The organism is Streptomyces sp. 11x1, assembly GCF_032598905.1.
Classification (GTDB): Bacteria; Actinomycetota; Actinomycetes; order Streptomycetales; family Streptomycetaceae; genus Streptomyces.
On record NZ_CP122458.1, the window covers coordinates 4,767,026 to 4,779,479 of the forward strand.

Annotated in this window: 10 protein-coding genes; 6 read left to right on the forward strand and 4 right to left on the reverse strand. The window is 69.7% G+C overall.

Translation table 11 applies throughout. The features are described 5' to 3' along the window. Positions 1-12: 12 nt before the first annotated feature. From P8T65_RS20805 to P8T65_RS20825, 5 genes are all read left to right on the forward strand, one after another. Positions 13-2,199, forward strand: coding sequence for a hypothetical protein (locus P8T65_RS20805; protein ID WP_316726804.1), 2,187 nt, complete (start codon positions 13-15; stop codon positions 2,197-2,199). 50 nt (positions 2,200-2,249) lie between these two features. Then, positions 2,250-2,390, forward strand: a complete 141-nt coding sequence (locus P8T65_RS20810) for a hypothetical protein (protein ID WP_184905633.1) — start codon at positions 2,250-2,252, stop codon at positions 2,388-2,390. Continuing rightward, a complete protein-coding gene (locus P8T65_RS20815) occupies positions 2,387-3,106 on the forward strand; it encodes a hypothetical protein (RefSeq protein WP_316726805.1) in 720 nt (239 codons plus the stop codon). The genes P8T65_RS20810 and P8T65_RS20815 overlap by 4 nt, the downstream gene beginning before the upstream one ends. A 133-nt stretch (positions 3,107-3,239) precedes the next feature. Further along, complete coding sequence (locus tag P8T65_RS20820; protein ID WP_316726806.1) at positions 3,240-4,850, forward strand: WhiB family transcriptional regulator; 1,611 nt, start codon at positions 3,240-3,242, stop codon at positions 4,848-4,850. A 28-nt stretch (positions 4,851-4,878) separates the two neighbouring features. After that, entirely contained in the window at positions 4,879-5,148 is a 270-nt protein-coding gene (locus tag P8T65_RS20825; RefSeq protein ID WP_220647396.1) for a hypothetical protein, read from the forward strand. A gap of 289 nt (positions 5,149-5,437) precedes the next feature. On the opposite strand, the gene P8T65_RS20830 is transcribed toward P8T65_RS20825, so the two are convergent. From P8T65_RS20830 to P8T65_RS20845, 4 genes are read right to left on the reverse strand one after another with little or no spacing between them, the layout of a single operon-like run. Beyond that, positions 5,438-6,061, reverse strand: coding sequence for an HD domain-containing protein (locus P8T65_RS20830; protein ID WP_259407806.1), 624 nt, complete (start codon positions 6,059-6,061; stop codon positions 5,438-5,440). Further along, complete coding sequence (locus P8T65_RS20835; protein WP_316726807.1) at positions 6,058-6,339, reverse strand: hypothetical protein; 282 nt, start codon at positions 6,337-6,339, stop codon at positions 6,058-6,060. Before P8T65_RS20835 ends, P8T65_RS20830 begins: the two co-directional genes overlap by 4 nt. Beyond that, entirely contained in the window at positions 6,336-7,661 is a 1,326-nt protein-coding gene (locus tag P8T65_RS20840; protein WP_316726808.1) for a hypothetical protein, read from the reverse strand. Before P8T65_RS20840 ends, P8T65_RS20835 begins: the two co-directional genes overlap by 4 nt. Beyond that, a complete protein-coding gene (locus tag P8T65_RS20845; RefSeq protein ID WP_316726809.1) occupies positions 7,654-10,452 on the reverse strand; it encodes an ATP-binding protein in 2,799 nt (932 codons plus the stop codon). The genes P8T65_RS20840 and P8T65_RS20845 overlap by 8 nt, the downstream gene beginning before the upstream one ends. Before the next feature lie 956 nt (positions 10,453-11,408). On the opposite strand from P8T65_RS20845, the gene P8T65_RS20850 reads away from it, so the two are divergent. Continuing rightward, positions 11,409-12,446: a M48 family metalloprotease gene (locus P8T65_RS20850; RefSeq protein WP_316726810.1), complete on the forward strand. Its 1,038-nt coding sequence runs from the start codon at positions 11,409-11,411 to the stop codon at positions 12,444-12,446. Positions 12,447-12,454: the final 8 nt, after the last annotated feature.

The following is a 12,454-nucleotide window of genomic DNA, read 5'->3' on the forward strand; positions in this document are numbered from 1 at the left end:
GAAGGACTTCTCATGCTGACCCTCAGCCGGCCCCGCGCCGACCGCCCGGCACGGCGCCGGCCGAAGCGGTCCCTCCTCAAAACACTGGTCAGTGCCGGTGTCGCGGCACGCGCCGCGCTGTTCGTGGCACTCGGGGTGATCGCCCTCTCGCTCTCCACCCCACAGTCGGCGAAGGCCCTCTTCGACACCTGCGACTGGACGTCCGACAGCATCAACCAAAAAGCCGACATGCCGGGCGCCTCGGAGAACATCTTCCCCTCGGTGAAGCAGTGGGCCGGCAAGCGTGAGCTCGTCTCCGGCGCCGTGCGCCTGGACGGTGCCCCCGGGGACTACACCGTCTACGAACTCGGCGCACTGCGGGGCCTCAACTGGGCCTCGACCCAGCAGAGCCAGAACCAGGCGAAGCAGGGCGAGCGCGGCGAGAACGCGGACGACGACGACTGCAGCATCCAGAACGAGATCTACAACTCCATCGCCCAGATGGTGTTCGACCTCAGCAAGTTCATCACCCGCGCCTCCATCAGCATCAAGGAGATCTCCTCCAACCCCAGCCCGCTCGCCGCCCTGTACGAGGGCACCGTCGAGGGCAAGAACAGCGTCGTCGACCGGCTGAACACGAACGTCTTCCAGGTCGCCGTGCCCACCATGATTCTGCTCACCGGGCTCTGGGTCTTCGGCAAGTGGCGCAAGGGCGACATGCGCGAGGTGTGGTCGGGAGTGGGCTGGGCCGCGTTCGTCGTGATCGCGGTGTCGGCGTTCCTGGTCGACAACAACTACACGCGCGTGGTCGAGACGGCCGACTCCGGAATCGCCCAGGGCAACGCCGCACTGACCGAGGCGGTACTGGGCGGCGCGGTGGACGACATCGAGCCGCCCTGCGACCTGGCGGCCAACGCGCCGCAGCGCGGTATGCGGATATCCAGCTGCGCCATGTACGACACCCTGGCGTTCCGGCCCTGGGCCATCGGCCAGTTCGGCGATCCGGGCAAGAAGCGCATGGAGTACAAGGGCTCCACGAGCTGCGACTTCGGCGAGAAGGCGCGATGCACCGATCTGCGGGTCAAGCAGGTCAACGTCCAGTCGGTGACCAACTTCGACTACTACAAGGACTGGTCGGACGTGGACGGCGGTGTGATGAAGCACAAGGAGAACCAGTACGGGGAACTGCGCAACTACATCGCCAAGAACGAGAAGTCCCGTGTGTACGAGCAGTGGAGCGGTCACAAGCCCGGTAACCGCATCACCATGGGCGTCTACGCGCTCATCGCCTCCCTCATCGTCGGCATCATGGTGGTCGTGCTCAGCGCGCTGACGCTGCTGTGGCACTCGGTCACCCTCATCATGATCATCCTGCTGCCGCTGGTCGCGATCATCTCGATCCACCCGACCCAGCAGAAGCTGCTCAGGGGCTGGTGGCAGACGTTCGTGCACAGCTTCGTGCTGCGTGCCGGCTTCGGCGTGGTCCTGACCATCCTGCTGCTCTTCTACCAGCTGATCCTGCCGCTGTCGGTCCCGCTGGGCATGCAGCTGCTGATGCTGTTGCTGGTCACCATCTCCGTCGTCATGCTGCTGAAGAACCTGCTGTCCGGGAAGTTCTCGCCGCAGGTGGCGGGGGCGGAGGACGCCCTGGGTGTCGGGGACGCCGCGAACGCCACGTTCAACAAGGCCGCCGCCGTGGCCCCGGGCCTGGCCGTCTCCACGGCGGGCACCACCGCCCGCCAGACGGGCCGGGTCGCGGGCACCACGGCCAAGGGAATGGGCCGGGCGGCGGGCAGCACGGCACGCAACGGCGCCTGGGCGGTGGACAAGCTCGCCTTCAAGGGCAAGTACCGGGACAAGATGCAGCGCAGGGGCTGGCTGGGCCAGTCCAAGCGTGAGCAGCGCAAGGACGCCTATCTGGCGAGGGAGGACGCGCGCGAACTCCGCGAGCAGCGGCACGGCGAGGGCGCACAGCCGGAGCCGGAGGGACAGACGCCCACCGCGCACAGGCGCAGCGGACGCGTCAGCGGATCGAGCGGTACGCAGACCCCGCAGCCGTCGCCCACACCCTCGCCCACGCCGAGTCCCGCACCCGCGGCCCCCGCGCCGAGGCCCCAGCCCACGCCGGCGTCTCCTCGGACCACGCCGGCCGATCCGACGCCGCCCGCGATCCCGGCCCCTGCCCCACGGGACCCCCGTGGCCCGAGCGGCCGCGTCTAGCCGACCACGGCCGTCCACCTGACCCCGCCCCCGCACCGAGGAGCCGCCCCATGCCAGCCCCGAACGCCGAGCGCGACCCCGACCGGATGGTCGGGGACACGGAGCGGCTCTCCGGTGCGGCCCGGCCCACGGTGCGGGCGGGTGTCCGGGGCGGCGCGCCGCACAGCCACGGGAGAGTGACCGCCCCATGAGCCGCGCCCCGCGCACCACGACCGACACTTCGAACGCCACTGCCGCCGCTGCCGCTACTGCGAGCACCACTGCCGCTGGTTGGGCCGGCGGCAGGCGCAGCGGCAGGCCCGCGCCGTCCCGTCTCGTCCGCCTCCTCCGCCAGGACAAGAACGACCCCTGGGCCGTCCGCCTCCTCCCCCGCATCGTCTTCGGTCTGGCCGGCGCCTACACCCTCTTCGCCATCGCCTCCCAGAGCGGCTCATCCTTCGTGATGGTCTGCGCCACGCTGCTCCTCGGCGGAACCGTCTGGCTGCTCCGCCGCCGCACCCAACTCCTCCTCGCCCTCGCCTCGACCATCCTCACCACCGCCTTCACCGGCTACTTCTCCGCGGTGGGCGACTCGGCCCGGATGACCACCAGCGCGGCCGTCACCGGAACCGCCGCGTTCGGCTACTGGGCCCTCACCGGCATGGCCCTGCTCGGCGCCTGGATGGTGAAGGAGCACCCGGGCCGGCGCGGTGTCACGGTCGTGCTCGCCGATGTGATCCTGGTCATCGGCTCCGTCGTCGGCATGTTCGTGCCGGAGGCGGGCGTGCCGATCGGTTTCGTGGGCGTGCTCGGCGTGCTGGCCGTGCGCGGCGCATCCGCGAAGGCCATGACTGCCCGGGTCAGAAGGGTGGGCAGGGCGATACGTCGGCCGCGTCCTCGTGACACCCGTAAAACGGCGGACAGTTGAGGCTCCTGTGAATGGTTCGTCGCGGCACTGTTCGTTTCCAGCCAGCACTTTGCACATGCGTTGCATCAGTTTGACAATTTGTTCTAGAGTCCCCCGCGATCACAGATCATCACGGGGGCTCTTACTCATGCGTATGGCAAGCCATACGACGCTGGCCAGGCTGCCTGTCCGACCTGCCCGCCGGGCGGTCGACCGGGAGGCCCACATACCCGACGCGGCTCTGCCGTGCCGGCGTCGGCCGGACGTCTTCCAACACCCGCTGCTGGACAACTCGGAGAATCCGCAAGGCCCGCACTCCTCGCTCGCCGCGGCTCCGGCACATCCAGGCGTATCACCCGATCAGCGCCGCCAACACCTCGTCCTCCTCCGCACCGCGCGCGACCTGTGCGCCTCCTGCCCACTCTGGGCGGAATGTCTGCAGGACGCCGTCGCGTACGCCGAGCCGTACGGCTACACCGCGGCCACCACACGGGAGGACCGACGCGCGCTGCGCCGCATGCTCGACCTCGGCGACGAGAACGGCGACCTGCCGGCCCACGCCGCCGTCCGCTTCGACTCCGGCTCGCAGCCCCGACGGCTCACCCGCCTCAGGTCCCGCGCGGACGAGTCGTCGGCGACCCACTCCGCAAACCGTCGGTCGACCGCCCCGGACCTTCCCGAACTGGAGCGGATCCTCGACGCGTTCGACCAGCTCCAGCAGCTGCTGGGTCAACTGGCCCATGATCAACGCATGTTGAGGGAAGGCCCACCGCGCGCCGCTTTGACATCGCTGTTGCAATCGCACACCACCACACAGCCAACGCACAGACAGACGCCCCCTCCGGACGGGTCGCACCCCCCGTCCGGACCGTCGAACGGCAGGAGCGAGGAACCCATGGCAGCGGCCGAGGCCGGGCAACGGATCACCTTCTCGTACGAGGATCCCGCCCTGGCCGTACGGCAGGCCGTACTCGGCCCCCTGGTGCGCTCCGCCCTCCCCGCGCTCACGAGCCTCGAACAGCTCGTCGCGATGCTGACGTGCATGCCCGGCGACGCCGACCCGGCCACCGAAGCCCCGCGGGATCTGCCGGCCGTACGGGAAGCGGTCGAGTCGCTGCTCCCCGACAACGCCGAAGCCCCCTCGGACGCCGACGGAGCGCCCTTCCCTCCCCGGCGCCCCCTCACCGGCTCCGTCTCCGTCGACCTGGCCACCACCGACCCGGTGGCCGCGCTCCGCCGCGACTTCCTGGAACCGCTGCTGCGCGAACTCGCCGCCACGCTCGCGAACATAGAGAAGGTCGCCACCATGCTGGCCGCCGCCTCCGACGACACCGGCGACGCCCGCCTGGACACCATCCGCACGGCCGTCCGCGAGATCCACGACCGCCTCCCGCGCCCGGTCACGCCCACGGCTCACCCCCTGCACGGTGGCCATCCGCCCGTGAGGACCGCAGCGGGAGCAGGAACGGGACAGACCCGCCGGGCCCCCTCCACCCCCAGCATCCGCGCGGCCGTCGAGAAGGCCGTCGCCGGCTTCCCCGGCGCCTTCTCCGCCCGCGACGTCCTGCGCGCCCTGCCCTCGGGCGTCTACGGCGACCCGTCGAAGACCATCAGCAACGTCCTGTCCGCGCTGGTCAAGTCGGGCCGCCTGCAACGTCTCTCACGCGGCACGTACGCTCGCGTCCTGGACGCCCTGAACATCGAGGACGTCCACGACGTCGACGACACCATCCTCCCCGAGCGGGGAGAGGCGAAGAGCGCCTGACCTGAGCCGGAAGGAACACCAGCCCCCGATGACCGAACCGATCCCGAGCCAGGGTCCGGCACCCTCAGCCGCGTCCGACGCCCAGGTCCACGTCTTCTCCCCCAACGCCGGCCTCATCGACGGCGTCCCGGTCACCGCCCCGCCCTACGGCGACATCCAGGACGTCGTCCTGTCGATCCTCCAACAACGCGCCCAACAACTCGGCGCCCCCACCCCGGCGACGATCACGGACAACCGCTACGGCGGCGCGATCCGCCTCCTGATCCACCCGGACGGGACGACGGAACAGTTGGACTGAGCCGACGGGCTCGGTACCACCATCGGCCCGGACTCTCACGAGGCCGACAGGTGTGGGAGCGGAGCGACGTGCTTGGTCTGCTCCCGCGTCGGCACTCCGTCGAAAAGCGGTGTGCGGGTACCGTCGAGTCGGCCCAGCGATGTGCCGTAACGGTCCCGGAGCCAGCCCTCTTCCACGGCACTCCTCTGAGGGATTTCGTCAAACCGTAGCCGGTCTGGGCGCGGTCAGACGGGCAGCATCCGACGACGCGTCGGCCCACATGCCCGGGCATCGGCGCCGGCGGCGGACGTCAGGCCGTCGCCGGGGGCGCCCCGTCCTCCAGGTGGCGGTAGAACTCCCGCCACTCCTCGAAGGCCGCCTCGAACCACGGAACCCCCGCGGCGAGAGGTACCAAGTGGCGGCACGTCTCACGGTAGTAGGAACGCCGCTTCTCGGGCCGCGGGTGCGTGTCGAGCCGTTGCACGTTGCTGAACCGGTCCGCCAGCTTGAGCAGCAGGACCTCCGGCGGGGCGGATCGCAGGCTCAGAAGGTAGCGGTCACGCACCTCCGCAGGATCCTCGTGTGCCTCGGGGTTCGGCTTCGTCACCCAGCCCACCCACTCCTCGACCCGGGGGCCGAACCGCTCACCGACCTCCTCGGCAGTGCGGTCGGTGTCCTCCACGACGTCGTGGAGGACAGCCGAGACCAGCAGGTCCTCGTCGTGAACACCCGCGCCCGAGACGAGGATCTCCACCACCTCCAGAAGGTGCTCCACATAAGGCTCACCGGCAGGCCTCTTCTGATCCCCGTGGGCCTCTTCGGCGAACGCGACGGCTTCCCCGAGGCGCTGCGCCGACACCTCAGGAGCGAGCACCGCCAAGTGTCGACGGGCGGTGTCCCAGTCGTGCCACGCGCCGAACACCCGATGGGTCAAGACGACTCCTCGTCCGCAGCTTCCAGCTGCCTCTTGTATTCCGCCCACCGAGGCAGGGTCGACGGCACCTCGCCGGCCTTCGCCCTGCGGGTCTCGAATTCTCCGGCGATGCGTCGACGCTGGATCTCGGTGAGGGCTTCGTTCCTGATCGACTTCATTTCCGCGGAAGACTCACACTCCCTCTCGTCGATGACGAAAGCAGCGAGCATAAATCCGTCCGCGGTCCTTCTGCGGAACGTCGAGATCATGACGAACTTCGGCCCTGTCTCATCTGTCACGGGTACCTCCTGCGAGTCTCTTCCTGATCCAACGCCGCCGCTTCTGCCTGCATCCTACGCATCACGTCGCGTTCCGCCGGAGTCGTTTCGATATGCGACTTGTACACGGTGTTGTGCTCAAGGTCGGCGGCCACGGAAGCCCGCTCTGTCGTGAGCTGGAGTTCGTATGTGTACGGTTTTCCGCCGACCTCGATGGCTACGACCATGGGAATGACACGGTAGCTCGGATTCCCGCTCTTGGGCTCCGCGTACATGTTCTCGACCTCCAGTAGGCGCCCGCCCTCGCCGGTACCGAAGTGCCCCTTGGCCTTTTCAAGAACGGATTCGAGCTGGGCGGTGTCCTCGACGGTGATTCTTGCCCCCACGGCATCGATGACGTCCCCGATCTCGTAATCCGGGCGGGCTTTTCGCCCCTCGCTCCCCTCTGTCATTCTATTGACTTTGTCGACCAGGCCGTCTGCGGATTTCGTGCGGATGCTCAATTCGGCATCGTCGGCCTTCTCTAGGAGGCTCGTCACGTCCTCGTAGACGGCCGGCTCCACCTCGTTCTGCAGCCTCATGCCGTAGTCCTCCAGGGCGTCACGGTCGCCGTCCTCGATGGAGGCTCCGAGGGCTCGCACCGGGTCGTCCGACTTGGCCTGCTCGACGTATGCGTTCTTGCGGGACGTCCCGTCGGGCTCGAAGTTCACCTCATGCTCCACGGGCTCGAACAGGGGTCCCCGCCCGGGATTCTCCGACCTGTACTCCTCCAAGGAACGCCCTTCCAGGGTCTCGCCCTCGGCGAGCTCCTGAATGATCTCCAGAGTCCGTGCGCCCCCGCCCTCAGGATCTTTCAGGTTCTCGATCACGTTCAGCCTGTTTGCGTCGTCCGCACCGAGCTTGGTGATCACCGAAGCCACCTCGGGATGGCGCTCGCCGAGGGCCTCTGCCACGTCGGCCAGCGGGTTATCGGACTCGTCCCCCGACTCCGGAGCGTCGGCCGCGCCACCCTCGCCGTCCTCCGCCCACGGTGCGTCAGGCTCGTTCACATCCTCTGCCTCGGCGGTGTCCGGTGCCTCGTCCCGATCTGCGGGCTCGTCGGGCTCGTTGGTCCCCTCGGCTTCGACAGGCTCGATAGACTGGGCCGACTCTTCGGGATCTTCGGGCTCTTCGGGCTGATCCGCCCCTTCCGGCTGCTCAGCGTCCTCGGCAACCCCTTCAGCCTCCTCGGGCGCTTTGGGCTCCGCCCACGCGTCCCCGGTCTCAATCGCTGGAGGAGCCGTCGGCTTCTCAGCGACGGGTGCCGCGTCGGCCCCGCTCTCCGCGGCGTACAACTCACCCATGTCGACCCTCTTCTGCGTGACGGTCCGCCGCAGGTTTCCGGATCTTGCGCTCGAAGCAGGACAAGATCGAGGAGAACCGCTTGCCCCACTCCTCCGACGGATCGGAGCACCCGACGATCCCTTCCAGCACGGAAGGCGTATATCGACCGTGGTAGTACTCCCGCGTCTTCGTTCCCTTCCGCGCCCTGAACCGGGGCTCACCCACCGAACACGGATCCTCCCCGTCGAGTTGGCCGCGCATCATCGCGGCCACATGCTCGGCCAGCGCCTCCGGGGCCGTGGGCGCGCCGACGCGGCTGTGGACCGCGCGGTCGACCGCCTGGCCGATCGCGCAGCTCAACAGACGGCGGTCATCATCGGTAGCCAGGTACGGGGCGAATGCCTCTCGCATCGCCTCCCCCGGCAACGGTGTCGTCCACCCCAGCAGATGGGCCGCCACCGCCATCTCCGCCCACAACGCGATCCGGAGCTCCGGCTGGTCCATCAGCCGCTGCGCCCTGCGCAGGTCGCGGAGGGTGCACGCTTCAGGGGTGCAGCAGGGGCCGCACGCGCGGCTGCGTTCTCCGGTGAGCGCGGCCGCCGACGCCGGCCGGATCGCCCCCGCGTCCTCACGGTTCGTCCCGTCCCGCATGCGGACCAGCAGCGGGTAATCCATACCGTCCGTGAAGACGGCGGCTTCGCCCGGCCGCAGGGTGACCAGGTACTCGGACTGGGCCGCCGTGATGTTCATGGTCGCGCCGACCGCCTCGCGGTCGTCCTGGGCGGGAAGGCGGTGGACCACCTTGGCGGCGGTGTTCTTGATGACGTCCGGGAGGAGCTTGGAGGGAATCTGGTCGGCGATGACCAGGCCCTCGCCGTACGCGCGGATCTCGGCCAGCAGACCGGCGAACATCTCCACCGCGTGGGCGCTCGCGCCGCCCTCCTCCGAGCGGCGGAGCAGCCGGTGCGCCTCCTCGAAGACGCTCAAGTGCCGCAAGGGGAAAGAGAGTCGACGGGTCACGCGCTGTTCCATGCGCAGGTACTCGACGAGCCGGATGAGGATCGTGCCCATGAGGAACGACTTGTCCTTGTCGTCGCCGACGTCCTCGATCTCGAAGACGACGTTGCGGCGCAGGAGTTCACCGAAGTCGAGCGGGCGGCCCCCCTCCAGGAATCGTCCCGTCGTGCCGAGCCTCAGACTGGCCAGGCGGATCTTGATGAAGCCCTGGACGTTGTCGGCGACCTCCTTGCCGTAACCGATGTCGGTCACGACCTTCAGGGCCGTGTGCTCCAGGTCCTCAAGGGTGGGGTAGCGGGGCTCGGTGCCGGGCACGAGCGGTTCGCCGAGGGTGAGGTCCCAGCCCAGGTCCTCGTAGCAGCGGGTCAGCGCGGCACTCAGCACCTGCGGGAACGGTTCCTGCGGGTCGAAGGAGGCCAGGAACAGGGCGCGCACCATGTCGAGGTGCGTCTGGAGGGGGAAGCGCTCACCGTTCGCGAACGCCGAGGGCTCCAGGGGATTCAGGCCGGCCGGGAGGGCGTCGGGGTCGCCGGGTTTGATGACGACGACCTCGCTCGTGTCGCCGAGCCGCGCCGACATGAACCGGTACTCGGCCTTGGCCGGTTCCACCACAAGCCACGGGATGCCCGCATGGGTCGCCGCCTCCAGCAGGCCGCGCACGGTCTGCGACTTGCCGCCGCCCGTCGCCCCGCACACGAAGGTGTGCCGGTTGAGGGTGGAGCGGGTCAGTTCCAGGTCACCGACGGGGCTGCGGTTGCGGTCGAGCACCGACCCGAGCCGGACCGGGGGCGGGGTGTCGGCCGTGACCGGACGGCCGGTGGTCTCGGGGGTGACGTCGAACTCCGGGCGCAGCGCGAACCGCACGCCCGGTATCTCCTGCGCGGGGGGCCGGGCCAGAGCTGCCAGCAGATCGGATCCGGCGTGGAAGGGGTACTCCTCGGGGGCGGGGAGAGCGCCGCCGAGCGCCGTGGGCAGGTCCCCGACCCGCCCGGTCGGCCGGAGCGCGTAGGGCAGCCCCTCCAGGTCCGCCGAAGCGCAGACCAGAGCGGCGACACGCGCCGCCTCCTGCGACGTACGGCCGCCCGCCAGCAGGCGTATCCGCCACAGTCCGGTGGCCGCCGCCCTGGCCAGGTCCTTGTGCCGTCGCTCCAACCGGGCGGCCGCGATGGCGTGCTCGGGCGAGCCGTCCGCCTTGGACATCGCGCGGCGCTGTTCGTCGGCGATGTCGCCGGTGAGGTCGTCGAGTTCGTCGGCGGGCACCGGTTCGGCGAACACCATCCAGGCGAAGGGCTCCTGCCACACCGCCAGGAGGCAGTCCTCCAGGCTGGGCCGCTGCCGTGCGGTGCCGCTCCCCCCGGTGTTCGGCTCCGCGTCGACGAGCAGCCCGTCGGTCACACCCGCGACGGCGCTCCAGTGCGTGAAGCCGGCGAACAGGGACGCCGCGGTTCCCGTCGGCTGGGCCAGACCGCGTGCGCCGGCGGGCAGTCGCAGCAGAGTGCTGCCGCCGTCGGCGTCGGCACGGCCGCCGAGCAGAGCGCTCCCTCCGACCATCACATCGATGGGCCGGTCCGCCGCGCGGCGCGCCCAACCGACGAACACCGCACCACCCGTGGGGTCTTCGGAGCGCCGTGCGTGATGCGCGGAGACCAGGGCGGCGAGCCGCTGGGCGTGCAGGTCGTCGCCGGGACCGCCTGGCCGGTCGTCCGTGAGGCGTTGGCGAGGGACCTCTCGCAGCAGGCAGGCGTCCATGTCGAGGAAACGCTGCCATGTGCCGCCGTACGGCGTGGTGTTCATGGGGTACGGCCCGCTCTCGCTCGCTGATCGGCGCGCAGCCGCAGCCGCTGTGTCCCGACCGGATACGACTGGCCCGCGCGTCCGCGATACCGGGCCGGGCTCACAGGATGCGGACGGTCAGGCCCTTTGCCGTGCCGCTCCACGGCGGCGCAAGAAGCGGCCCCTTCGCCGACTTCACTCCGGCAAACGAGCGGACCGCCCCAGTTGCCGGAGTTGTCAGTCAACGCGAAAAAACACGCGTCATCGCTGAGTTGACCAGAATCGTGCGCGAGCAGTGCGGTTCGCAACGTCTCCCCCGTTGTCGATCTTGCGCCTACACCCTAGAGCCGGTCGGGTCCCAGGCCAAGCCTTGCAACTGTGACTTCGTTACCGGTGGTTCCAACTGGACTCAGGGGGGCGAATTCGTGCAGCATGTTTCGGCTGCGAATCAATGACTGGCTGCCGCTTCGGCGGTCACGGGGGCGAGTTCACATCACCAGAGGCGTACGTGCTGCCGCCCTCGGGACGGTCATTTCTCAACTGTCCACATGTGGCTGCCTTTTCGGCCCACTTCCTTCCCAGGGCGGACCTCTTACGTGACCCATCCCGTCGATCCGCACCAACCGGGCCTGCCGGTCGGCCCCGGCCATCCTCCCCAGGGCGACTTCCCCCACGGCTACCCTCCCCCCGGCCAGCCGCACCAGGTGCCGCCCGCGTACCAGGCTCCGGATGCACCGCCTGCCATGCCGCCGTACGGTGCTCCAGCCCAGCCCTCGCAGGCGTACGCACCGGGCCCGGCCCACCCGCCTCCTGCGCAGCCGCCCTACCAGGCGGTTCCACCCCGGCAGGCGGTTCCACCCCAGCAGTTCGCGTCGCCGCCGTATCAGCCTTCGTATCCGCCCCCGCACGCGCACCCGCAGCAGCAGCACTATCCGGCGCCCCCTCAAGCGCCTCAACAGCCGTACAGCACACCGCAGATGTCACCCCAGGCACCCCAGGCACCCCACCACCCGCTGTACGCGGCTCCGCAGGCACCGCTTCCACAGACGCCCCAGCCCGTGCACCACGCACCGCCACCGCCCCCACCACCTGTGCCCGCCCCCGTCTCCACCACCCCCGGTGCCGAGTTCCCCGCCGCCCACGCTCCGGTGGGCACCCCCGAGGTTCGCCGCGGAGCCGACTCCTCCTCCGTGACCACCCTGCTGCTCAACCTCCCCCTCTTCCTGGGCAGCCTGCTGGTGATGTTCCTGATTTCGCTGTCCATGCCGAGCGGTGTGGACGTGGCGTTCGTCGTCGCCTGGCTCGCATCGGGTGCCCTGGTGTTCAACCGGCCGACCGAACGCGGCCTGGCGAAGCTGTACTTCAAGATGCGTGAACCCCTGGGCAGCGAACTCGCCGTACTCCAGCCGATCTGGTATGAGGTCACCCAACGGGCCGGCGTCGACGGGTCCAAGTACGACCTGTGGATGGAGGACACCGACGAACTGAACGCCTCCGCCGCCGCGGGCCACATCGTCGGGGTCACGCGCGGCGCCATGCGCAGTCTCCCGCCCCAGCAACTGGCCGCCGTACTCGCCCACGAGCTGGGCCATCATGTCGGCGGCCACGCGTGGGCCGGGCTGCTCGGCCACTGGTACGCCGTGCCCGCCCGGCTCGTCATGAGCGCTCTGCGGCTCGTGATCCGCGTCCTCGCCGCGATCTCCGAGGTGCTCGCGGGGCTCTTCGTGCTGTTCCTCGGCGTACTGGCCATCGCCCTGCTGTTCACCTTCCCGGCCGCGCTGGCCCTCTACGCCGTACCGTTCCTGCTCGCCTGGTCCGGGCGCCAGGGTGAGCTGCGGGCCGACCGGTTCGCGGGCCTGATCGGCTACGGCCCGCTCCTGGTCTCCGTGTTCACCGCGTGGCACGCGGCGGGAGCCGACGACGACCGCCGCAAGCAGCGCACGATGGCGCGCCTCATGTCCACACATCCGCCGCTGCACAAGCGCATACGCGCGATCGAGACCTTCGTCGCCTGACCGGCCTG